Consider the following 26,773-nt stretch of genomic DNA (forward strand, 5'->3'; position numbering starts at 1 on the left):
TGCGCTTTGCCTACCGGCCGTGCAAGGGCGACTAGTCGTCGCGCGTATCCCGCGGTGGGCCCGCGATTGGCAACAAAACTCTGAACCGGGTGTTACCGGGCTCCGACGTGACCCGCAGCTCACCACGATGCTTGCCGACCACAATTCGCCATGAAATATCAAGGCCGAGACCGGTTCCCTCACCGACAGGCTTAGTCGTGAAGAAGGGTTCGAAGATCCTGTCGATGACGTCATCGGGAATCCCGGCGCCGGTGTCGCAGATCTCGATGCACACGCGGTCACCGTCGCGACTTGTCCGAACGGTGAGTGTTCCCGATCCGTCCATGGCAGACACCGCATTGTCGATGAGGTTGGTCCACACCTGATTGAGTTCGGCGGCGTAGGCGTCGATCGGTGGCAGCGCGAGGTCGTATTCCTTGACGACTTCGATTCCGCTTCCGATCTTTTGCCCCAACATGATCACCGTGCTGTCGAGCAATTCGTGGACATCGATGGTCTGGAAGGGAGCGCGGTCCATCTGAGAATACTGTTTCGCCGCACCGACGAGCGTCGAGATTCTCGTTGTGGAGTCGGCGATCTCGTTCATCAGTAGTTCGGATTCGATGGTGTAATTCAGCCAGCGAATTGCGCCCTCGAGTACGGACTCGTCAACGGCTGCAGCAACATTCTCGAGCCAAGCGGTGTCGAGACCAGCTTGCACGAAGGTCGGAGCCAGATCCCAACCTTCTCGAATCGAATGATCCTCGAACCATTCACCCAACGAATCCTCTCGATCCGAGGCTTCGAGGGGAGTGAGCGTCGGCGCCTTGGCGACAACCTCTGCAACTTCCTCTTGAAGCCGCATGAGCGTCACGAGGGCATCGCGGTCGTAGGTGCCCGATGCAACCATTCCCAGTTTGTGACGCATGCCTGCGACACGCTCGCGCAAAGACGCGGTCGCTCGAACTGCTGCGGCTGCGGGATTATTGAGCTCGTGAGTCAATCCCGCCGACAGTGATCCAAGCGCCAGCAGTCGTTCTCGTTGGTCGATGATCTGCTGGGTGTTCTTCTTGCCGAAGAAGACACCCTCGAGTAGATGTACCGCCATCGGAAACCACTCGCGCATCGCGTTGCCGAACTTGTCGGCGTCCAGGACGAAGAACGTCGAAGGAGTCGTCACTCGCATCGACCCCGCGTAGACCTGCGGTACACGATCGCCGAGATACGCCGTCCATCCTCCCGAGTAGACGCCGCGCTGGGTGGTCCTGTTGATCTCGATGTCTTCGCCGCCCGACAGCTTGGACAGCACCACCTCGCCCTCGATGAGGACGTAGAAGCAGGTGGCAGGCTCACCTTCGAGGTAGACCTGACCTCGATCGATCTCGGTGATATGGCCTGCCTGGCAGAGTGATTCGAGCTGATCGTCGGTGAGCTTCTCGAACAGGAACAGGGTGCGGAGCAAGTCTGGGCTGCATTCAGGAATGGACATCGAATCTCCCTATTGTTGAGCGAGATAGCGGTGGACGAACATCACGGCCATCGCGCCCTCTCCGACGGCCGACGCGACGCGCTTGGCCGATTCGGCGTGTACGTCCCCGGCGACAAACACTCCGGGGATACTGGTTTCGAGATGATGTGGTGCGCGGTCGAGCGGCCACCCGTCCGGTGTGACGCCTTCGGACGGAAGGTCCGGGCCGGCAAGAACGAAGCCATTTCCGTCGCGGACCACCACGTCTCCGAGCCAGTCGGTCAGGGGAGCGGCACCGATGAAGATGAACAACCACTGAGCATCGACAGTGTCTTCTTCTCCGGTGGCTCTGTTACGCAGTGTAATTCGTTCGAGGTGATCGTCACCCTCAGCGCCGACTACCTCCGTGCACGTGCGCACGGTGATCTTCGGATTCTTTTCGATCTGCTGAATCAGGTAGTAGGACATCGAGGCTTCGAGCGAGTTGCCGCGAATGAGAATGGTGACGGACCTAGCTCCGCGGGAGAGATAGACCGCAGCTTGCCCTGCCGAATTGGCGCCGCCGACTATGTACACATCCTGCTCGCTGCACCGAGCGGCTTCGGTGACGGCCGATCCGTAGTAGACCCCTCGGCCGGTGTATGTATCGAGTCCCGGCGCCGAAAGCTGGCGATAGGAAACACCGGTCGCCAAGATGACCGAATGGGCGTCGACCGACGAACCGTCGTCGAAACGCACTGTGCGGGCCGAGCCGTTGATTTCCAAACCGGTGACGTCTCGCGCGGTGATGACCTCGGCGCCGAACTTGGTTGCCTGGCGCCTCGCCCGATCGGCCAACTGTGCGCCGGACACTCCGTCGGGGAAGCCGAGGTAGTTCTCGATTCGTGAACTCTGGCCGGCCTGACCGCCAGTCGCCCGCCGTTCGATGAGGACCGTCCGAAGTCCCTCCGAAGCGCCGTACAGAGCAGCGCCCAGACCCGCAGGGCCGCCGCCGATGACAACGAGATCGTAAAAGTCTTCGGAGAGGGTGGTACTCAACCCGAGTTTGTCGGCGAGTTCGGCGTCAGTGGGCTCGACAAGGACATCCCCATTGGATGCGATGACGACGGGAAGCCGCAGTTCGTCGGTACCGGCAGCCGAGAGCAGTCGTTGGCCTTCCGGCTCGTCTGACATGTACCAGCGATAGGCAAGTTGGTTGCGTGCCAAGAACTCTCGGACGTCGGATGATCGCTCGGACCAACGATGGCCGATCACCTTGGTTTCCTCGGCGGGGTGATGACTCGAACTTGCCCAGGCATCGAGCAGCGCATCGATGACGGGGTACAGCTTCTCTTCCGGCGGATCCCAAGGCTTGAGGAGGTAGTGGTCGAGGTCGACGACGTTGATGGCGTCGATCGCAGCATCGGTGTCGGCGTACGCGGTGAGGAGAACGCGACGAGCTACGGGATACAGGTCCATTGCCTGTTCGAGGAACTCGATTCCACTCAAACCGGGCATGCGGTAATCGGCGACGATCACAGCGACTGCATCGCCGCGAAGTTTCATTTCACGCAAGGTTTCGAGAGCCTGGTCGCCGGACTCCGCACGAATGATTCGGTACTTCTCTCCGTACCGTTTGCGAAGGTCTCGAACGACGGCACGCGAAACACCAGGATCGTCGTCGACGCTGAGGATCGCTGGTTTGGCCGGGGCTTTCGGTGCGCTCACACGGTGCCTTCCCGAAGTCGTAGTCAACCTCTCCAGTATGCGACTGCTGAGCTGAGCGTCAATCGCTGAAGATGCGCTCTGAGTGAACCGGCGAACCTGAACTGGGAATTTCGTGATTGCGGGAACCGATCGAGCCTCCGGTGCATCCAATACAGTGGGTCCACATCAACAGGGGGTGTCATGCGGGGGTCGGTGGGGGTTGGGCGACTGCTCATGGCTGGGGTGTTGGTGTGGGCTGCGGCAGGATGCAGCTCAGTCGTGGAGGGGGCGGCTGAGCCTGCATCCGGCCAAGAGGGATTGTTCGATCCGTGCAAGGACATTCCGGACTCGGTGTTGGAAGAAGTGGGGCTTGATCCGGCTACCGAGGAAGTTGATATCGCGGGAGTTGAGCAGCCTGGATGGAGAATTTGCTCATGGACGGGAACGTGGTTCTTCGTGTCAGTTCTCTCCAACCGATACACCCAGATTGAAGTGACCCGAAACCCGGAATATGCGGAGTTTGTTGAAATGACCATTGGCGATCGCGCGGGTATCCGGTTCCAGCGAGGAAGCGATGCAGCAGCCGATGGGTGCTACGTGGCTTTTGCGGCAACGCAGGGTTCGGTGTGGGTAAATGTCGAAGCAAAGGCCGGGGTCACGCACCAAGAGTCGGCGTGTGAATTGGTTGCAGACGTCGCAGAACACCTCGACGGGAACCTCCCGCGGTGAGCACGGCGAGGGGGCTTGTGATTGTCGAGCCCGATGTTGCGAAACCGATTGTATGTGCTTGTAATTCGTTGCTCGACGAGCTGCGAGCGATGGTGCTCATGTGTGAGCGAATCGGAGACGTGAAGGGGATGGGAACACTCAAGTCTGGGCAGGACCTCGCCGCGAAGTTCTCCAAGAAGGCCGTCGGCGGTGAAGATTCGTTGGAGAAGTCGTTGACCAGCCACATTCAGGTGGTCACCGAGATGCGGGACTTCTTCCAGCAATGCGTCGACCGCTACGGCGAAGTCGAGGGCTCGAATGCCTCCGCACTGGCAAGCGTCGACACCCCTCGATAGACACAAAAAATCTCGCTGAGCCGATGGCATTCGACTCAGCGAGACTTGGGTAACGACTAGTTGGTGGGCAGGGCCTTCAACGACTTGACGGTGGCGTCGACCGCGCGAGCAGCCTCGGCGCCCTTCTTCACGAAATGCGTGCTGAAGTAGTCGACGTGCTCGGCGTGCTCGTGGAAGTGATGCGGCGTCAAGACCACCGAGAAGACCGGAACGTCGGTGTCGAGCTGCACGCGCATCAGACCGTCGATGACAGCCGTCGCCACGAAGTCATGCCGGTAGATACCGCCGTCGACGACCAGACCTGCGGCAACGATGGCCTGGTAGCGGCCGGTCTTGGCCAACCGCCGAGCATGCAGCGGGATCTCGAAAGCTCCCGGTACCTCGAAGAAATCAACCGTGTCCTTGGGGTAGCCGAGCTCGACGATCGCGTCGGTGAATCCGTCGCGTGCACGGTCGACGATGTTGCGATGCCACGTCGCCTGAATGAACGCGATGCGCTGTCCCTGGATCTCACTCATAACCATGAAACTAGCGCACTGGGAAGCATCGACGCGACCACCCGTCCTAGTCCTGCTGACGGGGGAAGGCGGTCGAACGACCCCAGCCGGCGTCATTGGTGAGGTGCTCGAGGAGAGGCTGAATTCGATACGGAAGGGGATTGGTCAGAGCGATGGTCGTGGTCGAATGCGTGACGCCTGGAAGCGACACGATCTGCTCGGCCAACTTCTGCAGGGCCGCGTGCGTCGAGGTGGCGACGCGAACGAGCAAATCCTCGCGACCGGTCGTGGCGTGAATTTCGATCACCTCGGGCAACTCGGTCAGACTCCGAGCGACTGCGCTGATCTTGCCCTGCTCGAGTTCCAGACCGACAAATGCCTGAATCGGGATACCGACCTCGGGGAGATTGAGATTCGGCCGAAACCCGGTGAGAAGTCCGTTGGATTCCATGCGCTTCATTCGCGACTGGACGGTGTTGCGGGCGACGCCCAACGAGTTGGCCAACTCGGCCACACTCATCCTCGAGTCCTTGCTGAGCAGTCCGAGCAACTGGACGTCGAGCTTGTCGATGCTGAGCACTTTGTGAACCTCTCCTCAGTGATATGAGTCACTGGATGATCGAATTGACTAGTTCAAGAGATTTGCATTGACCAAATCGTAACTCAGGCAGAGCATTGGTTCCACGAATTGCTCAGCGGGATTCTCTTTGGGTTATTTGTCTCTAATAGTACCCAATGGCCAATTCGTCCCAATATTTCGACTGCGCCCCGTTTATCCTTCGGAAAGGTCTATCCCACAATGACTCTCACCGCCGAGCCCGTGAACTCCGTTGTTTCCCATGACGACACTGCGGGCGTGTTCGATCGCGCCGACTACCTGCGCGATTACCCCCACGAGCAGGTGAGCTTCTTCCAGGATCCCGCGAGCGGCCTCAAGGCCATCGTCGCCATCCACTCCACGACGCTCGGTCCCGCGCTCGGCGGAACGCGCTTCTACCCGTACTCCGACGAATCCGCCGCAGTCACAGACGTTTTGCGCCTCTCGCGCGGCATGACCTACAAGGCTGCGGTTGCCGGCGTCGACCTCGGCGGCGGCAAGGCTGTCATCATCGGCGACCCCGCAACGGCCAAGACCGACGAATTGCTCGGCGCCTACGCAAAATTCGTCCAGACCCTCGGCGGCCGCTACATCACCGCTGGTGACGTCGGAACCAACTCCAACGATCTCGACATCATCGGTCGTAACACCGACTACGTCGTCGGCCGCAACGCCACGGTCGGCGGTTCCGGCGACAGCGCTCCGATGACGGCCCTCGGCGTATTCCAGTCGATGCGCGCCGCGGCACAGTCGCATTGGGGCACTCCGTCGCTCGCAGGCAAGACTGTTGGTGTCGAAGGCACAGGCAAGGTCGGCTACGAGCTGATCAAGCTCCTCCTCGCAGACGGCGCAACCGTTCTCGCGACCGACGTCAACGCCGCAGCGCTCGACCGTGTCAAGGCTGACTTCCCGCAGGTGAGCATCGTCGACAGCATCATCGACGCCGATCTGGACGTTTACGCACCGTGTGCGATGGGCGCAACACTCACCGACACGACCGCACGCTCGATCAAGGCCGAGGTTGTCTGCGGCGCTGCCAACAACCAGCTCACCGTGCCCGAGGTCGAGAACATCCTCCGCGACCGCGGCATCACCTGGACCCCCGATTACGTCGCCAACGGCGGCGGCCTCATCCAGGTTGCCGGCGAGCTGAAGGGCAACTCGGCCGAAGAGGTCAAGCTCAAGGTCGAGAAGATCTTCGACACGGTCACCGAGATCTTCGCGAAGTCGAAGAACGACGGAATCCTCGCCGGCGAGGCTGCTGACGCGGTCGCCGAGGCTCGGATCGCCGAGGCAGCTCGCGTAGCCAAGGGCTGACATCCCTCTCGCAGTCATGTAGCGCGGCCGGTCCCGACTAGTGTGGACACCAGACGAGCAGATTTTGCAGATCTGGACCACATCAGCCGGTAGACCGGCCGCTATGCGTCGGACGCCGGAAGGGCTTACATGACTGAACAATTCGCAGTGTGGACCGAGAACGACGTCGAGCAATCGGCCCGTTGGGGTTCGACGAGCAATGCCCCGGTGCCCAAGCGCATCGTTGTCGCCGACGACACGATGAAGGCCGACGACGCCTATCGCTTGGCATGCGAAGGCACGGCGTTGTTGTGGCGCGGAGATTTTCAGAACGCTCGCCAACTGTCGAAGGCCGTCGCGTCGCGCATCGACCGCAAGCCGCGCCGAGCGTCCGACGACCCAGCCAAAGCCTTCCATCTCCACCGGCAGACCCAAGGACGCCGCGCGCAGATCCTCGGCATGCTGCTAATTCCCTTGGATGCAGATCTGTCGATTCCACTCCGGCGAGCCCCGGACGCGCAAGTCGCGTTGACCGAAGCTTTCGGGATTACCGGTGAGCCTTCGGTTCGCTCGTTGCGTGACATCCTCGGCGCGATCGGCGCTCACGAGTGGCACCGCAAAGGTGTTTTCATCGAGGCTCTCGACGCACGAGTGCATCCCGCCTTCGGAGTGTTCTCACCCGTCCGCGGGGAGTATGTCGATCTTGTCGCGTCTGCGCCACTGCCGTCGACGGAATCGGCTTTCGACATCGGCACCGGCACCGGCGTTCTTGCTGCCGTCCTGGCGCTGCGTGGAGTTCAGACGGTGACGGCCACCGACCAGGACCCCCGGGCATTGCAATGCGCGCGCACCAACCTGTCGCGGCTTGGCTACGGCGATCAGGTGAATGTGGTGGAAGCAGACCTCTTTCCCGAAGGCATCGCTCCGTTGGTGGTCTGCAATCCTCCCTGGATTCCGGCCAAGGCCACCTCGCCCATCGAATACGCCGTCTACGACCCCGCTGGAGCGATGCTGAAGGGCTTCCTGACTGGTGTCGCAGCGCATCTGGACGACGGGGGAGAAGCGTGGCTGATCCTCTCGGACATTGCCGAACACCTCGGTCTCCGAACGCGATCCGAACTGCACGATCTGATTGCGGCCGGTGGGCTCACTGTTGTCGATCGCATGGACGTCAAACCGACGCACGCAAAGGTCAGTGACCGAACCGATGCGCTTCACGCTGCCCGGGCACGAGAGACGACCTCGCTCTGGCGGCTTCGCCGTCGCTGAACTCATTCTCAGTCAGCGGTATTTCCTTGCCATGAAATGGTAATGAACGAGTAACAAATCGGGTCTAGCTTTCTTCGCAGTCGCACATCGTCACGCACTCCGGAGGAATCTCGATGGAAAACACTCTTGCCCGCAACGCAGCCGAAGATCTGACGAAAGGTCTTGGCCGACGCGGATTCATAAGGGCAGTCGCTGCCCTCGGTGCGGGCGTAGGAGTAGTCGGTGTGGCTTCGGGATGCGCGCACTCGAACGCGTCACCGGCTGGATCGTCCTCCTCTGCACTACCGTTCGCCGATGGCATTCCGATTCTGCAACCGGGCAGCGGAAACGTCAGTGGCGATCACTATCTGAGTTCGGATCCGTCGGACGTCATGTGGGGTTATGTGCCCAACGTCCACACCCGCGAAGTGATGCGGATGAAGTCGGGCCAGACCGTCACCATCGACGCCCTCTCGCACGAGGGAATTCTCGAGGATCAAGGGCGCAATCCTCTCGAATACTTCGGTAGCAAAGGCGTTTCCGAGAAGGACGTGCTCGAGGATGCGATTGCCGTTGCGGCCGAATACAACCGAACCGAACGAAACTTCGACAAGGACGGACCGCACGTCGTCACCGGCCCGGTCTTCGTCGAAGGCGCCCAGCCTGGAGACGTACTCAAGATCGAGACTCTCGAAGCCATTCCCCGCGTGCCGTACGGCGTTGTGTCGAGCAGACACGGCAAGGGCGCTCTCGCCGTCACAGCAGACGGAACCGCTCCAGCGGGAATCACTCTGGACGAAGTCATGCCGCCGGTCGCCACAGACGGGCGCGCAACAAAGGACCCGTTGAAGTACGGCGGTGTTTCCACTTTCACGGCGATCGAAGACGGCAAGGGCGTGATGCCTTTCGGACAGTCGAAGGTGCGGTTTCCCCTGCGGCCCTTCATGGGAATGATGGGAGTTGCCTATTCTGCGGATGCAGACCCGACATCCCCGTCGTCGAACTCCATTCCTCCGACCCTGGGCGGCGGAAACATCGACATCAGGCATCTCGGTGTCGGATCAACCTTCTATTTGCCGGTATTCGCTGAAGGCGCCCTCTTCTACGTCGGTGACCCCCACATGGCCATGGGTGACGGTGAGGCGGCGCTGACGGCGATGGAAGGATCGCTGCGCGGCACGTTCCGACTCAGCGTGTGCAAGAAGGATTCCGGTGACGCTCCATCGGTGGCTTTCGGATACCCGTTCGCCGAGACCGAGGAGGCGTGGATTCCGATCGGCCTGTCCGACCCCAACGGTTCGGTCGATGGGCAGAACAGTGACCTCAACGGTGCCATGCGACGTGCGGTGGTCAACGCACTCGACTTCCTCGAGCATGATCGCGGTATGGATCGAGCGACGGCCTACGCGTATCTTTCTGCCGCAGCCGATTTCACGGTCTCGCAGGTAGTCGATCGAACCGTGGGCGTCCACGGACAGATCTTCAAATCCCACTTCGAATAGCGGGAAAGCCGATCCGTGTTATCAGGACGGATCGTCGAAGAGGCTCTGTTGCAAGGGATCGGCAAACAAGCCCATCTGCTCAGGTTGCGGCTTTGCCGGCGTCTCGGTTCGAGAATTGGGCAGGACCACCAGTCGCAAAGCCCCGCGCAGACGGTCGACCATGAGTTCCCACCCGCCGATCTGATCCTCGTATCCCGCAGCCTCTTCGGCGTCTCCGCGACTGTGGGCGTCCACAGCCTGACTACGCAGCTGAATCTGCCATTCGTTGCTGATGTGGAGGAGCTGAAGAATCAGATCGCGATCACGACCACAGACATCGGCTACCGCGTCGAGATCCTCGGCCACGTCCAGATCGAGGTGCAGCAGGGTCTCGAGTTCGGGAGGCAGGTCCTCGGCCGTCAGATCGGGCTGCAGTGAGGAGGAGTCACCGCTCTTGTTCGCGAAGAAGAGGTCTCCGCCGACGCGTGCGGCGAACTCGTCGTCCACGGTACGCAGGAACGACGTCAGGGCGGCGCACGTATCGGTGAGTTGCTTGGGAACGAATGGCGAACCCGCCACCTCGAGGAACACCGACAGACGGTCGTCGATCAAGACGAACTTGATGCGCGACCACTTGCGGTTGAGATCGGCGATGACCTCGGCTGCACGGGTGCGGTTGCTGATGTCCTGAACGAGCGGCGAGAACAACTGCACGTCCATGGACTCGGAAAGTGGACCGACGAACATGACAGTCGAACCGACACGAATGGGTATGTCGCCGTCGCTGTCTCGCTCGGGAAGAGTGCCGAGCATGGGAAGCAAAGCGAGAGTGACCAACTCCTTGAGATGGTCGATGTCGTTGGGCATGTAGGCCGCGGTGGGGTCGAGGGTCGGAAGTTCTGTCGACTCGACGACCGACGGATCGAAATCCGGAGTCTGCTCGTTGCCGGTGAGATCGCTGGATAGAAAAGCCGGGTGCTGCACACCGAACACATCACGGAATGCAGCGACAGTCATCGCTGCGAGCTGATCGGCCCAGTTCTGTGCCTTGTCGACGCAGAAGGCGGGGGAGTTGTTCGGATCCTCGAGATTCTCGGAAGGCGGATTCCAGCCGAGTGCGATCAACTTTTGTTCGTCGGCATCTTCGAGTCGATAGCGTGGATGAAGGAAGTCGTTGGAAGGAACCTCGCAGCGGACTGTGTTCTTGTCCCACACGAGGAACTGAACGCATGGCGCTGCGCCGTCAGCTGGATCGAAGTCGCCGGTGGACGATTCCACGGCAAGCACGTCGCCGTCGACCATGATGGAAATGTGATCGCCGAGGCGACGTTGAAATTCTGCCCACGCCCGGTCGACACTGACATCGAGATCGAAGCCCATTGCGCTCATCAGCCACCTCCTTCCGCAAAAGCTCAGACCTATACGGTATCGCGAGGCTCCGACAATGCTGCTGTCCTTTTCCGGTCGACCGGATTGCAGCGGACCACGAACCGTGACGGCGAGGAAGGTAGTCGCAGGTAGATCGGTTATTCGAGAGCGGCGACTGAAGTGTGCCTGTAACCGCCGTCACGCCAGGCGGTGTGCGGGCGAAAGAGCGAGGGTTATCCGGCGAGAACGGGCGAGACCTCGACGACGGGCGGCGTGGACCCGGTCGTGACAACGGGGGTGGTGCTGGTCTTGGTGGTTGTGGCCGTCGCGGTCGGTGACGAGGTCGCGGTAGCCGACGCAGTTGTGGTGGATGAGACGGGTGTTGTCGTACTGGTGGCCGTCGTAGTCGAGGTGGCGGAGCTCGTGCTTGTCGCGGTCACCACAAGCGGCTGATTGCGAGGAGCGGTCGTCTCGTCGGCGATTCGCCAGGTCGGCGTCGGCGGGATGACAACCGTGGGGACTGCAACCGAGCTGTAGAACGCGGCCGGTTCGATCCCGGCGACGGACTCCACGGAAACCGACGAGACCAGAGTGGGAGGCTTCACCACAGGGCCGCCGGCACCGAATGCGCCGGCTGCTCCGCCGAAAACGAGGCCTGATGTCAGAGAAAGAGCGGCCACTGCGACAGCGCCGATCATGACTGTTCTGTCTTTCATGCACACCTGTCCTTCGGGAGCAGTACGGAAGTACTGTAGGCGAAAAGATGCCGCAATGGAGTATCAGGGCCTGCTGGGCGGGACGCGAATCTGTGTGGCGTAGAACACAAAAGGCCCTGGGTGTCGACGCGGACGTCGGCACCCAGGGCCAGGTCAAGCAGTGAATCAGGCGGGGATCGTCAGTACCTGACCGGCGTTGATGAGATCCGGGTTCGGGATGCCGTTTGCATCCGCGATGCGCTGGTACTGGTTGCCGTCACCGTAGAAACGCTCTGCGATCGCCCACAGGGTGTCGCCGCTTTCGACGGTGTAGCTCTGCGCTGCCGGAGCGGCGGGGGCAGGCTCGGGCTCGGGTGCCGGAGCGGGCTCCGGGGCAGCCTCGGCGGCCGGCGCTGCGATTGCAGTGTCCGAAGACCACAGAGCATTTCCGCCGGCGGACAGAACGACGTTGCGATCGTCCTGAACCGAGAGGGAGGCACCGTCGTTGCCTGCGGTCTGCGATGCCCACACGGCGTCGGAGTCCTTGTAGATGACGAAGTTTCCGTCAGCCTGCACCTCGGCGCGGTTGGCGCCGGATCCGTTGGTGCCTGCGGCCCAAACAGCCTGTCCGCCCTCGGACAGAACCAGGTTGCCGTCGTCCTGCAAGGTGAGGGTGTATGCGCCGTTGTCGGACTTGAGTTCCTGGCCGACTCCGAGGCTCTGACCTGACTGCAGTGTGCTCACGCTGTCCCTTTCCAAATCTGTTGCGATGACTGTGCCTCCACGATTCCGCTTTACCGTCCAGTTACCTTCTGGCCGTTGGTCTCGTAGGCGACCGAGTGTACGTTACCGAAGAGTACAGAGAATTGTGCAGCGTTGACGGATTGCGTGTCGAGCGTTCGGATCTTGCTGATATTAAGGCGTTTTGGGCGAACGCGCCGCGACATCCTACGCGAAGTTGCACCGTTGCGATGCACTTTCTCTTGAACGGCAGGTGAAATCGGCGCGCTCTCAGCGCATTGTCAGTAACCGCTAGGGGTGTAGCGACTTGCGCGTCTCGTCGTGGAGAACGGCAAGCAGTTCACGCTCGACGTCGGCGAACTCGGGCGAGGTGATCATGTCCAGTTCGCGTGGCCTCGGCAAGGGAACGTCGACGACGCACCTGACCGTTGCCGGCCTCGCCGACAGAACGACCACGCGATCGGACAGATAGATCGCTTCACGAATATCGTGGGTGATCATCAGCACGGTCCACCGGTACTGCTGCCACACGTCTTGCAGCCAGGCCTGCATCTCGGTGCGGGTCAACGAGTCCAGTGCGCCGAACGGCTCGTCGAGCAGCAGGACAGGTTTGCCCTGAACAACGGTGCGCAGCATCGCCGCTCGCTGGCGCATGCCGCCGGACAGCTGTGACGGCCGGGCGTCCTCGAATCCGGACAGTCCGAACGCCGGGAACAACTCGCGAGCGCGCTCGCGTGCTTCCTTCTTGCCGACTCCCTGCACTTCCAAACCGAGGGCCGTGTTGTCCAGTACCGAGCGCCAAGGGAACAGAAGATCCTTCTGCGGCATGTACGCGGTGTGCACCTCGGCGGCTGCTTCGGATTCCGTTGCGCGCGTGCCCACACGGACCGAACCCGCGGTCGGGGATTCGAGCCCGGCCAGGACGTTGAAGATCGTGCTCTTGCCGCAGCCGCTCGGCCCGATCACCGACACGAATTCGCCCGCGTCGGCGCCAAAGGACACCGAATCGAGCACGAGACGCGATTCTCCGGCCGTGTCGAACCTCTTGGTCAGGTCCTGGATTTCGACCATTGCATCCTCGACCATCGGGTCAGTCATGTCCGCGACCTTTCGTTCATCGCCCATGGTGCAACGATGCGCTCGATGGCGAACGTCAGCAAGTACAGCGTGACACTGATCAACGCGGTCACCAGTACGGCCGCCAACACCAGGTCGGTGCGGAAGGAGTTCTTCTGGGTGCTCATGTAGATACCCAAACCGGAAGTAGCGCCGACGTATTCGGAGAACACCGCACCCACGACCGCATACGTGATGCCGATGCGCAGGGCAGTGAAGAATCGCGGAATTGCCGAAGGAAGGCGAACGTATCGGAACTCCTGCCAGCGAGTGCTGCCCATACTGCGCAGGAGAGCGCCCGCTTCCCGATCGGCCGCGGCAAATCCCTCGATGAGTCCGATGGTCATGGGGAAGAACGTCGCAAGGGCGATCACCAACACCTTCGGCAACAGCCCGAAGCCGAACCAGATGATCATCAGCGGCGCGATGGCGATGATCGGCAGCGTCTGCGAGACGACGAAAAGTGGTACCAGCGCGCGTGACAACCACGGCGAAAAGTCCACGACCACAGCAAGAATCCAGGCCAACACCAATGAAACAGTGAAGCCGACCAACGTGACCTGCAATGTCGACCAGGCGTGGCCGGAGATGATCTCGCGGTTGTCCCACCCCTGGGACAGAACGCGCCCCGGAGACGGAAGTACTTGCGGCCGAATCCCACTGATCTCGACGTAGATCTGCCACGCCGCCACGAGGAGCACCACCACGGCGAGCGCGGGAAGCGCCCGCCGCATGGTCGAGACCAACCGTCCGCTCACGTCAGGACGCGTCGAGATACTCATTGGTGAAGTACTCCGACCAGTCCGGCTTCTGGGTCAACGGCTTCCCGTCGGGTCCGGCGAGCAATCCGTTCTCGAAGAGGAATCCCGAGTAGCCCGACCAGGTTTCGAGATTCTGGGCGCCCACAACACCGTTGGCGTCTTTCATGTAGTCGGCGGCGAGCATCCGCTGACTCTCACGCACGAGGTCTTCGTCGGTGAATGCTCCGGGGTTCGCGTCGATGAGATCCTGCGCGGCCTGGTCCGGGTTGTCGGCAGCAGTCTGATATCCGCGTTGAACGGCTTTGACGAACTTGCGTGCCTCGTCGGGATGGTCCTTCAACCACTGCTGGTTGCCGTTGATCACGATCGAATATGCATCGGGGAAGCCGTAATCGGTGTACTGGAAGTACCGCATCGGAGTTCCGTTTCGTTCCGCTTCGAGGCCTTCCCAAGCAAAGTAGGAGACGGTGAAGTCTGCCTGGCCCGAGTACACGGCTTCGTACGCGGAAGTTCCGAGCGTGACCGTCGTGAAGTTCCCGGTCCCGCCGTCGTTGCGGATGATCTGCTGCAGCGTTTCGACTTCGCCGGGATCGCCGAACCCGGCGTACGTCTTCCCGTCGAGATCACGTGGGCGCGTGATGTCCGCACGATCCGCCTTCACGCCGATGCCGGTGGCGCGGTGCTGAAGTGGCGCGATGACGGACGTCGTGGCGGCGCCGGCTGCACGGGCGAACGTGGCCTGACTCTGTGTGCTGATGCCGAACTCGGCATTGCCGGCATCGACCAGGGTGTCGGGCGAGGTGTTGTTGTACGGCAGGATCGAGACGTCCAGGCCGGCGTCCTCGAAGTAGCCCTCTTGGAGTGCTACGTACAAACCGGTGTGGTTCGTGTTCGGTGTCCAGTCGAGTGCGAACCGAATGGTCCCGTCGGAAGAGCCGGTGTCAGAGGCGCATCCGGTCAGAACTGTGAACGCGGCTGCGATCGCGGCAGACGTGGCAAGCGTGCGGCGCAGCGCCGCAAACGACATCACGACGCCGGCCAAGGCTGCTGGTGGAGTGCGGAATCCCAGAACATCAGCTCATAGCGGCTGGCGATGCGGAATGCTTCACTCATCGCCTCACGCTCTGTCTCGGTGGCAGCTTCGGCCGCAGCATCGACCAGTACGCGGGCCTGCGCCACCGACTCGTGGAATTCGGGTGCGTCGTAGGTCGTGACCCACTGTGCGTACGGATGCGACGGATCGGCGTCGAGTACCTCGCGCGCTGAAGCGGCAAGATCGCGGCCGACCTCGGCGTAGATCCAGAAGCAGGGGAGTACTGCCGCTGCGGAGACCGGGTAAGGCGCAGTTGCTGCAGTCGCCGTCAGATACGAGACGTATCCCAGGCAGGCCTGCGAATGCTCGAGCCTTCCCGATCCCGCTGGAAGAATTCCACCGGTGAGAAGTCCGTCGTGAAGCGCAGATTCCACTGTCGCTGCCGTGGACGCGGAATTCGACCAGAAGCCCGCGGACTGCGGATCCGGGGCATGGGCCGCGACCAGGGACAACGCTTTCGAATACCCCTCGAGATAAAGCTTGTCTTGCTCGATGTACGTGCGGAACGCGTCGAGAGGCAATGTTCCGTCGCCGAGGCGGCGGAGGAACTCCAGTGAGTCGATCGACTCGCGGAGGGCCTTCGTCTCGGCCCAGAGTCGATCTGTGAACCGATCCGTCGACGGCGCTGTGGCCACCGAGTTTTCGGCAGAATTGTATGCAGGCTGCGTAGTAGCCATGACATCCCTTCGTCAGCATTACCTGATCAGGTTCCCGGGTGTGTTCTCAGCCCCGCCCATGCGGAGCACCCCGTGTCAGAACTAGGCGACCTTAACACCGAGGGGTTGTGTACTCGGCGCACACCCGTCCGAGATTGGTAGGTTTGGTCTTGATTGCCACACGCGCGGGTCGGGAGGGGATTCAGACATGGAGACCGACGTTCGACCAAATCTCGGCGAGGACGGAACTCTGGTGATCCGGGCGCGAGGCGGAGAAGCCCGCGGGTATCCGGATGGCGGTGTATTCGCGTGGAAGGGCATGCCCTACGCAGCGGCGCCGGTGGGTGAGCGGAGGTTCCGAGCGCCACAACCCGCACAGCCGTGGGACGGGGTGCGCGACTGTCGTGAGTTCGGGCCGATCGCGCCGCAAGGCCAGAGTCCGGCGGTTCCGATCGATCGGGCCTTCAAAATCGACGAGGACTGCCTGTCGATCAACGTCTGGGCCCCGCGACCCGACGGCACGCCGCGACCGGTGATGGTGTGGATTCACGGCGGCGCCTACTGCCTCGGATCCGCCGCCCAAACGATCTACGACGGCCGTCATCTGGCTGAAACCGGTGACGTCGTTCTCGTCTCCTTCAACTATCGCGTCGGCGCACTCGGATTCCTGGACCTGTCTGCATTCTCCACCGCGGATACTGTTTTCGAATCGAACTGTGGTCTGCGAGACCAGATTGCGGCACTCGAATGGGTTCGAGACAACATCGACGCCTTCGGTGGTGACCCGAGTGCGGTGACCGTGTTCGGTGAGTCCTCCGGCGCAGGATCCATCACGACGCTCATGACCTGTCCGAGCGCCGAAGGTCTGTTCCATCGTGCGATTGCCCAGAGTCCGCCCGCGACCTCCGTCTACGGGGCCGAGCGCGCCAAGACCGTGGCGGAGCGGTTTCTCGAACTGCTCTCGATCGACCCCGAAGACGCAGGCGATCTGCTGACCACGGATCTGGAACTGCTCGTCAAGGCAAGCGATGATTTGGTCAACGAAATTCCGACCCGGATTCCGGGAACTTTGGCGATGGCACCCGTTGTCGATCGCGATCTGGTGCCGCACTACCCGGTTGCGGCTTTCCAGAAGGGTTACGCGCACCGAATCCCACTGATCATCGGTTCCAACAAGGACGAGGCGTCGATCTTCAAGTTCATGAAGTCTCCGCTGATGCCGGTGAGTGCGCAGTCCGTCGAGGCAATGCTCCAATTACTGGCCGACGATCACCCCGACATCTCCGCGACCAAACTTGCCGAGATCATGTCGGCTTACCCTGACCATGCGAAACCGAGTGGCGCGCTGGCACTGTCACGGGACGCTGCGTTTCGCATGCCGACCCTCTGGATCGCAGACGCGCACTGCAGGCATTCCCCTACATGGGTCTACCGCTTCGATCACGCGACGCCGATGCTCAAGGCGGCGCGGATCGGCGCGGGCCACGCGACCGAATTACCTTATGTATTCGGCAATTTCGGAACCCTGAACGTCGACCCCACGTTCTGGCTCGGCGGTCGGAAGGCCGCGATGGAGGTGGCCGGCCGTATCCAACGGCGATGGTTGGCCTTCGCCAGGCATGCCGTGCCGGCGGCCCTCGACGGCTCGAAGCACTGGGCGCCGTACGAGGAAGAGAAGCGGTCGACGCTGTTGATCGACTCCGCCGACACCCTCGTCAGCGACCCCGATCACGGATTGCGCGTCGCCTGGGGCAACGACGTGATGGGGTTCAACTGACGTCGGTCGAGTGCCGCGGACGATCCAGTTCGCGAAGCACCGGCAGAGAGGCACAGACTGCGGCGATCAGGATGATCGGAATCGACAGGGCCACAAAGGTCGATGCGATTCCGAGTTGATCGAGCAGCGGGCCGACCGCGAGGTAGCCGAGCGGGCCTGCGGCGTAGGCCGTCGACGTCATGACACCGACGACGCGTCCACGCATGTGCTCCGGGCTGTGCGTCTGCATGGCGTAGTTGGCGATCGGGCCGACTGGTCCGTAGACGAGGCCCTGCAGTCCGGCAAGTACGAGGATCACCCACAGTGGAGGTAGGAGCGCCATGGCCAGCATCGCTATGCCGAGAACGGCGACGGCAAAAATCATGATCAGCCGCCGGGACATGATCGGCGCCAGTGGGGCGTAGGCGAGAGAGCCGATGATGCCGCCGATCGCCAAGGCCATCAACACCGATCCGAGTTGGGCCGGTTGATCCAACTCTGTGAAGTACACCGGGAACACGACACTCTCCACAGGCATGTAGAGCGCGACGACTGCCATGTCGATCAGCGCCAGGGTGCGCAGCAGTTTGTTGTTCCAGACGAACCGAAGACCGTCGAGTGTGCCGTGCCAGATCGATTTCGGACGGTGTTCGTGTTCGGGCACTCCGGCGCCGGGAAGCCGGATGAAGGCGACCACGACGATCGAGAACACAAAACCTGCCGCCGTGACCCAGAGCGTGTTCACCGCTCCGATCGTTGCGATGAGGACACCGCCGATGCCAGGGCCGATCAGATACGCGACGTTGAAGTTGGCCTCGTACACACTGTTGGTTCGATCGAGCTTCCACTTGGCGGTCCGAGTCGCTGCAGGCAGCATGGACTCCCTCGCCGCCATTCCGGCGGGGTCGAACACGGCGCCGAGTGCGGCCAACGCCGCGATCACCGGGATCGTCAAGCCCGCGGTGGCCGCGATGATCGGAATCGCTGCAACGGACATCGCGGAGAGAGCGTCGGAAATCATCGACGTTCGACGGCGTCCGAACTTGTCGACGAATGTCCCCGAAAACAGGCTCGACACGAGTAGCGGAATGGCTGCTGCGCCGGCAACTATCGCCGCGTCGGTAGCCTTACCGGTTCGTTCGAGAACCAGCCAGGGGAGCACGACGATGGCGATACCGTTGCCGATCGCCGAGAACAGCGTCGCGAGATTGACCAGTACGAGAGGGAGATAGCTGGGGATAGCTACGTCCGGGGACGCAGGTGGACGCCGATCTGCTGAGGCGACCACGTTCTTTCCTTCCCCGAGATGGTGCCGCCCAGGATTTCGACGACGGCACCATCGACGCTAGCAGCGGGGTCTGCAGGTTCGCGACTGGTTTTTCGCCGGCCGTTCTCGTTCGGTTATGCCTGGTAGACGGGGTTCTCCGCAACAAACTTCTCGACGTACGAGCACGTCGGAAGGATCTTCAATCCCTCGTTCCGGGTCTGATCGAGCGCTTCACGCACCACGATGGCGGCAAGCCCGCGCCCACGAAACTGCGGATAGGTCACCGTGTGGTGGAAATCACGGACGCCGGAATGGTCCGAGTACTCGGCGAAACCGGCGAGTTCGCCGTCGACTCGGATCTCGAAACGCGTTTCCGCGGGATTGTGCGCCACTGTCTCGGTCATCTTCGGGCTCCGTTTCGAAAGGGCGGCCGGTTGCGCCGCGCCGCGTCTACGTTCTCTGGAGCACGCTACCTGGCAGGCCGTCCGCAATATCGGTTGCCGACGTGGGATCCGTTACTTAGCGCAACTACAACTGGACGACCGTTCAAGGGACCTTCGTCGCCATGGAGAACGAACAAAACTGGTCTGTACGTGCCGATTTGCCCGTACTTTTGTGCCCACAACGGGTGATACATATGCATCACGATCGTAACTATCCCAATATGTGGGACCGGTCACAAAGTTTTTTGTCGTCTGTTCGGATGGATTAAGTGGAGGGCCTGAAACGGGCAAATTGCAGGTCAGCGGCGCGCTGGTTGCGTGTCGATGATGGGTGCGAGTGGCCGGAAACCCCAGGGGTATTGCGTTGGTCATCAGATCGTTTCTCGGACGTGATCCCAAAGACCCGCTCGGGGGGTTAGCGTTTGAATCGTCGGGGATAGAAGAAGCGTTACAACTTCGCCAAAAAAACTTTGGCGTCGCTGCTCAACGGTTCGATTTCGAGTCTTCGTCGGACAACTTCGAGGAAGGAACGCACATGATTTTCGGGCAGCGTGAGTCGAACAGTTACTTTGCCGCAATTTTTTCGTACGACTTCCTTGACGAAGGTCTGGGATACGAGACCATCGCACGGATTCACCGAGGCGAGATCTGCGAATGGATTCGTGATCTCGAGGCTTCCGGGTTGTTCTCGGCTGCGGAAGTCCATGCCGCTGAACTGGCATGGCGCGAAAATCCACGCCTGCTCCTCGACGCCCTTCTCGAGGACGCTGACGAGGTCTCTGTCAAGCGCTGGGAGATCGCGTGGACGAGGCTCGAGCGTCAGTCGCCGGCAGCCGGAACCGCGGTGGCAGAGCACGGCTGATCCGGTCGGGCCGAGTCGACTGCTCAGTCTGCGTCAAGATCAACCGTCTGCGTTACATCAACGGTCGACGAGTATCACCTCGTAATCGGTGAGCACGGTGAATTGCACGCCCGCCGTGGTCAGGGCCGCAACCGTCCGCGCAGTCACCTGTGGATCTTCGAGTAGCGAATCGCCGCCGTGCGGCACTATCGCGAAGTCGATCAGCGCGAGCCCGGACCAGATCGGGTCGATACCGCACGTTGGCATGACTTCAGCGGGGTCGTCCGACGCGTCCAGCCCGATCAGAGTCGGAGTCGCCAGGCACGCTCCGGCGCTGTATCCCGCATAGGCCACGACGCCTGAACGAACCAGCATCTCGATGACCCGGTCAGCGCCACTTCGAGCTAGCTGAGCTCGCAGGACGAACGTGTTTCCGCCGCGAACCCACAGGCAGTCGAAATCGCGGAGCCGGAGTTCCAGTGCTTCCGGTGCACCCAGGAAGTCTCGGACATCCACTTCCTCTGCGGTGAAGCCGGCTGCCCGTAGTGGAGTCAGTTCGCTGGTGACTGCTGAACTGCGGGCATTGACGGGCCACGAATCTGCAGCCGCGGCGATGACTGCGATGCGAGCGCCGCGGCCTACGAGATCGACAAAGGCCTCGCGGTGGTCGCCGAATCGGTAGGACGAGAGAAACAGTTTCACTTCTCAGTACCTTCGCGACCTACCCACCCAGCCCTCAAATCGTGAACGCCAGATTGTCGACGACGCGTGTGCCCACCGTGGTGTCACCGCGAAGCGAGATGTCGGTTCGGTGATCCGACGCGTGGACGCGGCCACCGGCAATTCGGGTGAAGAGCGGTGAGCTCATCGAGATGGTCGTGGTCGCCGGACCGTCCAGCTCCGGGACGAGTGTTGCTCGCGCGTCGACCGAGACGTGAAGTGAACGGGCAAGTGGCCCTTCGAGTTCGAAAGTGATCCGTGCTCCCTCTGGCGCCTTTCCTCGTTTTCCGACGACGAATCCGAGCGCGCTGGTGATTTCGCCGAATGCAGTCTCCGCGCGCAATCCGCCTTCCTCACCCGGAATGCCAGCTGCATCTCTGATGTCGAGTTCGTGCATCCAACAGTCGAAGGTCCGAATACGCATGAACCGGCCATAGGGCGCAAGACCGACCGGTGTTTGTGTCTCGGCGTCCCAGTCCGCGCTGGTCATCGAGCGCAGCGCTTCGGTTCGTTCGGCGGTGATCTCGCGATATCGGGTCAGCAGGTCCGAGTGCGGTGTCCGCCGCAGGCCTTCGACCCAGCGCTCGTTGAACGCCGCAATCTCGTTGTGGACGTGGGGCAATGCGTGCACGTCCAGATTGATCGACGGCGGATTGATGCCCGAGAGCAGTGATTCCGTACCGATCAGATGGGACACGATGTCGTGAACCGTCCACCCCGGAAGGTTCGACGGTGCCAACCACTGATCGCCGTCGAGTTCGGCCAGCAGTGCGTCGATGACTCTCCATTCCTCGGTCAATGCGTCGACTACTGAGTCCTGGGGCCAACCACTCATGTGGACATCTCCTGTTTCGGACGGTGCGGTTCTCCTCACTGTATGTCCCGGCGGATAAGTGAGCGGGCATTCCCATGCTTCGAGTCGGTGTCACCAAACCTCCGAGGGTGGCAGAGTTCCTGTGGTAGACCAGGATTGTCGACGCCGAAGCAGGCTCACGCGGCGTTGTCGTCACCGACAGAGGAGTCTTCGTGTTTCCAGGAAATTTTGTCCACTCCACGCCGGACAAGCCCGCCGTCATTCGCCCTGCGACGGGTGAGTCCATCACCTATCGGGAACTCGACGAACGGTCGACGCAGTTGGCGCGATACTTCCGAAGTGTCGGTGCCAAGCCTGGGGACCACGTCGCTCTCATCTCGAACAACGATCTCCGGGCGTTCGAGGTGTACTGGGCAGCGTTGAGATCCGGCCTCTACATCACCGCGGTGAACTGGCATCTCACGGCTGCGGAGGCTGCCTACATCGTCGACGACTGCGAGGCGACAATTCTGGTGGCGTCGGGGCAGGCGTCCGCAGCAGTTCCGTTGGACGAGAAGCTGATTCCACGCGTGCGTCACCGATTGGTGTACGGCGGCGCCCTCGAGGGTTTCGACGACTACGAAGACGCGGTCGATGCGCAGTCCACTGCTCCACTCGACTCGCAGCCGCGTGGGGCTGACATGCTGTATTCGTCGGGAACCACCGGCAGGCCGAAGGGGATCAAAGGAGATCTCCCGGAGGGTGAGGTGAACACCACCATGGATCCGTACACCGCGGTGTTCGCACCGATGTACGGGTTCGATTCCGACACAGTCTATTTGTGCCCGGCTCCGGTCTATCACGCGGCGCCCCTGCGTTTTTGCGGCGTGATCAATTCGGTCGGCGGAACCGTGATCTTGATGGATGCATTCGAAGCCGAAACCGCGCTGGAGTTGATCGGTAAATACGCTGTGACGCACAGTCAGTGGGTACCGACGATGTTCGTTCGAATGTTGAAACTTCCGAAGGAGACCCGTGATCGTTACGACGTCTCGACGGTGAAGGTCGCCATTCACGCTGCTGCTCCCTGCCCGCCCGAAGTGAAGACGGCAATGATCGACTGGTGGGGGCCGGTGATCTACGAGTACTACGCCTCGACCGAGGGTTCGGGCGCTACCTTCATCAACAGTGAGCAGGCCTTGTCGCATCCGGGTTCCGTCGGGCGTGACGGAGTGATGGGGATCGTGCACATCTGTGACGACGCCGGGCGCGATCTTCCGGTCGGCGAGATCGGTACCGTGTTCTGGGAGCGGGAGACTTTGCCGTTCCGGTACCACAATGATCCCGAGAAAACGGCTGCCGCGCAGCATCCGGATCATCCGACGTGGACGACGAGTGGAGATATCGGCTATATCGACTCCGAGCGTTTCCTTTATCTGACCGACCGCGCCGCGTTTACGATTATCTCCGGTGGTGTGAATATCTACCCACAGGAGTCCGAGAACATCCTTACTTTGCACCCGAAGGTGTTCGACGTGGCGGTCATCGGTGTTCCCGACGAAGAAATGGGTGAGCAGGTCAAGGCGGTTGTCCAACTAGCGGAGGGAATCGAGCCTGGTGCCCATGTCGCCGAGGAATTGCTGGAATACGTTCGCAGTCAGGTCGCACATTTCAAAGCTCCGAGAAGCATTGACTTTGCCGACGAATTGCCTAGGACCGCTACAGGAAAGCTCGTCAAGCACAAGTTGCGGTCTCAATATGTGAGCGATTGATGCTCTAGTGAAATGCTAGGACATCAGAGTAATTCTGCGAGATAGTCGGCAAGGACCTGCGCGTGACCGTATGGCAGGTCCTTGCTTGCTGTCAGTAGAACAACGGGTCGAGCATCCGAGGCCGGTGCGAGGCGTACTGCAGGTTTTCGCGTTTGAGGCCGCGTGGCCGGAGTCGGTCTACGCGGAGTCGGACGGCGTTACATTCGGAAGCCGGTTCGTAAACTCGCTCGACGGTGATTATTCGGCGCGTCATTCTGATGCCTTTACGTCTTTCGGCCGTTTCAAATAGTGGAATAGTCCGCCATTCCGGTGTGATCGGCCTCACAGTAGGCTTCTTCAGGTATGTCCAAACATACTGTTCGGACTCGATTCAGATGGAGAAAGTGCGTCGTCGGTTTCCCTACGCCGCGTTAACTCTGGCTACTATCAGTCACCATTCACCCAAAAGCGGGTCATCTTCCGCTCATCACATGCTGGTTGCCGCTCGTCGCAGCAGGCGAACCACCAACCGCAGAAGGTAATGGAAAATGGAAACATCGAAGAGCGCACAAGTGCGTCCGTCGGTCGGCGTCCCTCGAGAATCGAGTGATGGTGAGCGTCGGGTCGCATTGGTGCCGAAAATTGTGTCCGCTTTGATCGGCAAGGGTGTCGACGTGGTCGTCGAGTCCGGGGCCGGTCTCGGGGCGTTGATTCCCGACGAGTTGTACACCGCTGCCGGCGCGAAAATCGGCGATCCGTGGACTGCTGACGTGGTGGTCAAGGTTGCGCCTCCGTCGACAGAAGAGATCGCCCGGATCAGTACCGGCGCGAAGCTCATCGGTTTCCTGAATCCGCGTAATGCGGACAACCGCATCGCCGAGTTGAAGGCTGCCGGCATCGAGGGATACGCCGTGGAGGCGATTCCTCGTATCTCTCGCGCGCAGGTGATGGACGCGTTGTCCTCGCAGGCGAACGTGTCCGGGTACAAGGCTGTTCTGTTGGCAGCATCGGAGTCGACGCGGTTCTTCCCGATGCTCACCACCGCTGCGGGCACGGTGAAGCCTGCGACGGTTCTGGTCCTCGGAGTGGGAGTGGCAGGTCTGCAGGCGCTGGCGACAGCCAAGCGTCTCGGTGGCCGCGCTACCGGGTACGACGTGCGTCCTGAGGTCGCCGACCAGGTGCGTTCGGTGGGTGCACAGTGGCTCGACCTCGGAATCGATGCGGCGGGCGAGGGTGGATACGCCCGCGAGTTGACCGACGACGAGCGAGCGAAGCAGCAGCAGGCACTCGAAGATGCGATCAAGGGCTTCGACGTTGTGATCACCACTGCTCTGGTTCCGGGTCGTCCGGCGCCGCGCCTGGTGACCGCTGCCGCGGTCGAAGGCATGAAGCCGGGCAGTGTGGTGGTCGACCTCGCGGGTGAAACCGGTGGTAACTGCGAGCTGACCGAGCCGGGTCAAACCGTCGTCAAGCACGGCGTGACCATTTGCTCTCCGTTGAATTTGCCGGCGTCCATGCCGCAGCATGCGTCCGAGTTGTACTCGAAGAACATTTCCGCGCTGATCGAACTCATGTTGGTGGAAGGTGCCTTGGCGCCTGATTTCTCCGACGAGGTTCTGGCCGGTGCGTGCGTCACCCGTGAAGAGAAGGGCGCCTGATGTACACATCACTGCTGGCGAACATCGCGATCCTGGTGTTGTCCGGGTTCGTCGGTTTCGCTGTGATCTCCAAAGTTCCGAACACCCTGCACACCCCGTTGATGTCCGGTACGAACGCCATCCACGGCATCGTCGTCCTGGGTGCGTTGGTCGTCCTGGGCAAGGTGCACGATCCCTCGATCGGGTTGCAGATCATCTTGTTCGTCGCGCTCGTCTTCGGAACCGTGAACGTTGTCGGTGGTTTTGTCGTCACGGACCGCATGTTGGCGATGTTCAAGGCCAAGCCGGCTGCCAAGTCTGTGTCGAAGGATGGTGACCAGTAATGGAATACCTGGTCAATGCGCTCTACATTGTCGCGTTCTCGATGTTCATCTACGGCCTCATGGGTCTTACCGGCCCGAAGACCGCAGTCCGCGGCAACCAGATCGCCGCGGTCGGCATGCTCATCGCCGTCGTTGCAACTCTGATCTCCATTCGTGATGCGGAGATGGGGAACTGGATCCTCATCGCTGCCGGCCTTGTCATCGGTGTCGTGCTCGGCGTTCCGCCGGCGCTCCGGACGAAGATGACGGCCATGCCGCAGTTGGTGGCACTGTTCAACGGTGTCGGCGGCGGCACGGTCGCGTTGATCGCGTACGCGGAGTTCCTGGACTCGGACGGTTTCACCGCATTCCAGCACGGCGAGTCGCCGACGGTACACATCGTCATCGCTTCGCTCTTTGCCGCGGTGATCGGATCGATCTCCTTCTGGGGCAGCGTGATCGCGTTCCTGAAGCTGCAGGAAACTCTGCCTGGTCGTCCGATCGGAATCGGCAAGCTCCAGCAGCCGCTCAATGCTCTGCTGCTCATTGCCGCCGTCGCGTTCTCGGTGATCATCGGTATCAAGGCGATCTCACCGGAAGGCCCGACCAGCTCACTGTGGATCGTCGGCGTGCTCGTGCTCTCGGGCATCCTCGGACTGATGGTCGTGCTGCCCATCGGCGGCGCGGACATGCCCGTCGTCATCTCGCTGCTCAACGCTCTGACCGGTTTGTCAGCTGCTGCTGCAGGTTTGGCGCTCAACAACCAGGCGATGATCGTCGCCGGCATGATCGTCGGTGCTTCGGGCACCATCTTGACCAACCTCATGGCCAAGGCCATGAACCGGTCCATCCCGGCCATCGTTGCCGGCGGCTTCGGTGGTGGTGGCGGTGAAGCCGCATCCTCCGACGGCGTCGTGCGCACGGCAAAGGCGACCTCGGCCGCCGACGCGGCCATCCAGATGGCCTACGCCAACCAGGTCATCGTCGTACCCGGATACGGACTTGCCGTCGCGCAGGCTCAGCACGCGGTCAAGGACATGGCGAAACTGCTCGAGTCGAAGGGCGTCGAGGTCACGTACGCCATTCACCCGGTCGCCGGCCGTATGCCCGGTCACATGAACGTTCTTCTCGCAGAGGCGGATGTCTCGTACGACGCGATGAAGGAAATGGACGACATCAACGACGAGTTCTCTCGTACCGATGTCACCTTGGTGATCGGTGCGAACGACGTCACCAACCCGGCGGCGCGCAACGATCCGAGCTCACCGATTCACGGAATGCCGATCCTCAACGTCGACCAGTCGAAGTCCGTCATCGTGCTCAAGCGCTCGATGAACTCCGGTTTCGCAGGTATCGAGAACCCACTCTTCTTCGCCGAGGGCACCTCGATGCTCTTCGGTGACGCCAAGAAGTCGGTCTCCGAAGTAACCGAGGAACTCAAGGCGCTCTAGCGCTCGAGCTCGGAAGGGGCGTCCACTCGCAGCTGCGTGTGGAC

General features: G+C 61.4%; 26 protein-coding genes and 1 riboswitch. Of the genes, 11 read left to right on the forward strand and 15 right to left on the reverse strand.

Annotated elements, in window-relative coordinates:
* Positions 1 to 31: 31 nt before the first annotated feature.
* Both M1L53_RS23425 and M1L53_RS23430 read right to left on the reverse strand, forming a co-directional pair.
* On the reverse strand, positions 32 to 1,468 hold the full coding sequence (locus M1L53_RS23425; RefSeq protein WP_054187312.1) for an ATP-binding protein: 1,437 nt from the start codon (positions 1,466 to 1,468) through the stop codon (positions 32 to 34).
* Between the two features lie 9 nt (positions 1,469 to 1,477).
* Positions 1,478 to 3,154, reverse strand: a complete 1,677-nt coding sequence (locus tag M1L53_RS23430; RefSeq protein WP_054187313.1) for an FAD-dependent oxidoreductase — start codon at positions 3,152 to 3,154, stop codon at positions 1,478 to 1,480.
* Positions 3,155 to 3,367: 213 nt separating this feature from the next.
* On the opposite strand from M1L53_RS23430, the gene M1L53_RS23435 reads away from it, so the two are divergent.
* Both M1L53_RS23435 and M1L53_RS23440 read left to right on the forward strand, forming a co-directional pair.
* Positions 3,368 to 3,862 (forward strand): DUF3558 domain-containing protein, encoded by a 495-nt coding sequence (locus tag M1L53_RS23435; protein ID WP_075833809.1) that lies wholly within the window; start codon positions 3,368 to 3,370, stop codon positions 3,860 to 3,862.
* A gap of 128 nt (positions 3,863 to 3,990) precedes the next feature.
* Entirely contained in the window at positions 3,991 to 4,197 is a 207-nt protein-coding gene (locus M1L53_RS23440; RefSeq protein ID WP_228401155.1) for a hypothetical protein, read from the forward strand.
* A gap of 56 nt (positions 4,198 to 4,253) precedes the next feature.
* Here M1L53_RS23440 and M1L53_RS23445 read toward each other — a convergent pair whose 3' ends face one another.
* Positions 4,254 to 4,715 carry a 6,7-dimethyl-8-ribityllumazine synthase gene (locus M1L53_RS23445; RefSeq protein ID WP_007726074.1) on the reverse strand — a complete coding sequence of 154 codons (462 nt, stop codon included), beginning with the start codon at positions 4,713 to 4,715 and terminating at the stop codon, positions 4,254 to 4,256.
* A gap of 46 nt (positions 4,716 to 4,761) precedes the next feature.
* On the reverse strand, positions 4,762 to 5,274 hold the full coding sequence (locus tag M1L53_RS23450) for an Lrp/AsnC family transcriptional regulator (protein WP_003941343.1): 513 nt from the start codon (positions 5,272 to 5,274) through the stop codon (positions 4,762 to 4,764).
* Between the two features lie 219 nt (positions 5,275 to 5,493).
* Here M1L53_RS23450 and M1L53_RS23455 point away from each other — a divergent pair, with 219 nt between their 5' ends.
* The 3 genes from M1L53_RS23455 to M1L53_RS23465 all read left to right on the forward strand — a co-directional run bounded on the left by M1L53_RS23455 (position 5,494) and on the right by M1L53_RS23465 (position 9,338).
* Positions 5,494 to 6,609 carry a Glu/Leu/Phe/Val dehydrogenase gene (locus M1L53_RS23455; RefSeq protein ID WP_054187314.1) on the forward strand — a complete coding sequence of 372 codons (1,116 nt, stop codon included), beginning with the start codon at positions 5,494 to 5,496 and terminating at the stop codon, positions 6,607 to 6,609.
* A gap of 129 nt (positions 6,610 to 6,738) precedes the next feature.
* Positions 6,739 to 7,857 (forward strand): class I SAM-dependent methyltransferase, encoded by a 1,119-nt coding sequence (locus tag M1L53_RS23460; RefSeq protein WP_007726077.1) that lies wholly within the window; start codon positions 6,739 to 6,741, stop codon positions 7,855 to 7,857.
* A 113-nt stretch (positions 7,858 to 7,970) separates the two neighbouring features.
* Complete coding sequence (locus tag M1L53_RS23465; RefSeq protein ID WP_261949272.1) at positions 7,971 to 9,338, forward strand: acetamidase/formamidase family protein; 1,368 nt, start codon at positions 7,971 to 7,973, stop codon at positions 9,336 to 9,338.
* Positions 9,339 to 9,359: 21 nt separating this feature from the next.
* Here M1L53_RS23465 and M1L53_RS23470 read toward each other — a convergent pair whose 3' ends face one another.
* From M1L53_RS23470 to M1L53_RS23500, 7 genes are all read right to left on the reverse strand, one after another.
* Positions 9,360 to 10,706, reverse strand: coding sequence for a T3SS (YopN, CesT) and YbjN peptide-binding chaperone 1 (locus M1L53_RS23470; RefSeq protein WP_054187315.1), 1,347 nt, complete (start codon positions 10,704 to 10,706; stop codon positions 9,360 to 9,362).
* Between the two features lie 212 nt (positions 10,707 to 10,918).
* Entirely contained in the window at positions 10,919 to 11,401 is a 483-nt protein-coding gene (locus M1L53_RS23475) for a hypothetical protein (protein WP_003941346.1), read from the reverse strand.
* A 165-nt stretch (positions 11,402 to 11,566) separates the two neighbouring features.
* Entirely contained in the window at positions 11,567 to 12,124 is a 558-nt protein-coding gene (locus M1L53_RS23480; RefSeq protein WP_003941373.1) for a LysM peptidoglycan-binding domain-containing protein, read from the reverse strand.
* Between the two features lie 288 nt (positions 12,125 to 12,412).
* Positions 12,413 to 13,207 (reverse strand): ABC transporter ATP-binding protein, encoded by a 795-nt coding sequence (locus M1L53_RS23485; protein ID WP_039972652.1) that lies wholly within the window; start codon positions 13,205 to 13,207, stop codon positions 12,413 to 12,415.
* A gap of 8 nt (positions 13,208 to 13,215) precedes the next feature.
* Positions 13,216 to 14,019 (reverse strand): ABC transporter permease, encoded by an 804-nt coding sequence (locus tag M1L53_RS23490; protein WP_003941393.1) that lies wholly within the window; start codon positions 14,017 to 14,019, stop codon positions 13,216 to 13,218.
* The gene (locus M1L53_RS23495) at positions 13,997 to 15,025 is read right to left on the reverse strand and encodes an ABC transporter substrate-binding protein (protein WP_030536827.1); all 1,029 of its coding nucleotides are present in this window, start codon (positions 15,023 to 15,025) and stop codon (positions 13,997 to 13,999) included. Before M1L53_RS23495 ends, M1L53_RS23490 begins: the two co-directional genes overlap by 23 nt.
* The gene (locus tag M1L53_RS23500) at positions 15,025 to 15,768 is read right to left on the reverse strand and encodes a TenA family protein (RefSeq protein ID WP_007726090.1); all 744 of its coding nucleotides are present in this window, start codon (positions 15,766 to 15,768) and stop codon (positions 15,025 to 15,027) included. Before M1L53_RS23500 ends, M1L53_RS23495 begins: the two co-directional genes overlap by 1 nt.
* Positions 15,756 to 15,851: riboswitch (TPP riboswitch) on the reverse strand. It overlaps the preceding gene by 13 nt.
* A 104-nt stretch (positions 15,852 to 15,955) precedes the next feature.
* Here M1L53_RS23500 and M1L53_RS23505 point away from each other — a divergent pair.
* Positions 15,956 to 17,524, forward strand: coding sequence for a carboxylesterase/lipase family protein (locus tag M1L53_RS23505; protein WP_007726092.1), 1,569 nt, complete (start codon positions 15,956 to 15,958; stop codon positions 17,522 to 17,524).
* Here the strand turns inward: M1L53_RS23505 and M1L53_RS23510 are convergent.
* Both M1L53_RS23510 and M1L53_RS23515 read right to left on the reverse strand, forming a co-directional pair.
* Entirely contained in the window at positions 17,517 to 18,743 is a 1,227-nt protein-coding gene (locus tag M1L53_RS23510) for an MFS transporter (protein ID WP_039972654.1), read from the reverse strand. The genes M1L53_RS23505 and M1L53_RS23510 overlap by 8 nt on opposite strands.
* Before the next feature lie 161 nt (positions 18,744 to 18,904).
* Positions 18,905 to 19,174: a GNAT family N-acetyltransferase gene (locus tag M1L53_RS23515; RefSeq protein ID WP_007726096.1), complete on the reverse strand. Its 270-nt coding sequence runs from the start codon at positions 19,172 to 19,174 to the stop codon at positions 18,905 to 18,907.
* Positions 19,175 to 19,748: 574 nt separating this feature from the next.
* On the opposite strand from M1L53_RS23515, the gene M1L53_RS23520 reads away from it, so the two are divergent.
* Positions 19,749 to 20,075, forward strand: coding sequence for a hypothetical protein (locus M1L53_RS23520; protein WP_003941297.1), 327 nt, complete (start codon positions 19,749 to 19,751; stop codon positions 20,073 to 20,075).
* Between the two features lie 57 nt (positions 20,076 to 20,132).
* On the opposite strand, the gene M1L53_RS23525 is transcribed toward M1L53_RS23520, so the two are convergent.
* Both M1L53_RS23525 and M1L53_RS23530 read right to left on the reverse strand, forming a co-directional pair.
* On the reverse strand, positions 20,133 to 20,756 hold the full coding sequence (locus M1L53_RS23525; protein WP_003941379.1) for a Type 1 glutamine amidotransferase-like domain-containing protein: 624 nt from the start codon (positions 20,754 to 20,756) through the stop codon (positions 20,133 to 20,135).
* Between the two features lie 34 nt (positions 20,757 to 20,790).
* The gene (locus M1L53_RS23530; protein WP_054187316.1) at positions 20,791 to 21,609 is read right to left on the reverse strand and encodes a maleylpyruvate isomerase family mycothiol-dependent enzyme; all 819 of its coding nucleotides are present in this window, start codon (positions 21,607 to 21,609) and stop codon (positions 20,791 to 20,793) included.
* A gap of 191 nt (positions 21,610 to 21,800) precedes the next feature.
* Here M1L53_RS23530 and M1L53_RS23535 point away from each other — a divergent pair, with 191 nt between their 5' ends.
* The 4 genes from M1L53_RS23535 to M1L53_RS23550 all read left to right on the forward strand — a co-directional run bounded on the left by M1L53_RS23535 (position 21,801) and on the right by M1L53_RS23550 (position 26,729).
* Entirely contained in the window at positions 21,801 to 23,339 is a 1,539-nt protein-coding gene (locus M1L53_RS23535; protein WP_054187317.1) for an AMP-binding protein, read from the forward strand.
* Between the two features lie 527 nt (positions 23,340 to 23,866).
* Complete coding sequence (locus tag M1L53_RS23540; RefSeq protein WP_261949273.1) at positions 23,867 to 24,976, forward strand: Re/Si-specific NAD(P)(+) transhydrogenase subunit alpha; 1,110 nt, start codon at positions 23,867 to 23,869, stop codon at positions 24,974 to 24,976.
* On the forward strand, positions 24,976 to 25,299 hold the full coding sequence (locus tag M1L53_RS23545; protein ID WP_003941319.1) for an NAD(P) transhydrogenase subunit alpha: 324 nt from the start codon (positions 24,976 to 24,978) through the stop codon (positions 25,297 to 25,299). The genes M1L53_RS23540 and M1L53_RS23545 overlap by 1 nt, the downstream gene beginning before the upstream one ends.
* A complete protein-coding gene (locus tag M1L53_RS23550; protein WP_054187318.1) occupies positions 25,299 to 26,729 on the forward strand; it encodes an NAD(P)(+) transhydrogenase (Re/Si-specific) subunit beta in 1,431 nt (476 codons plus the stop codon). Before M1L53_RS23545 ends, M1L53_RS23550 begins: the two co-directional genes overlap by 1 nt.
* The last annotated feature ends 44 nt before the right edge of the window (positions 26,730 to 26,773 follow it).

Origin of the sequence: Rhodococcus sp. T9N (assembly GCF_024436645.1) — a bacterium.
In the GTDB taxonomy this organism is placed as follows: domain Bacteria; phylum Actinomycetota; class Actinomycetes; order Mycobacteriales; family Mycobacteriaceae; genus Rhodococcus_F; species Rhodococcus_F qingshengii.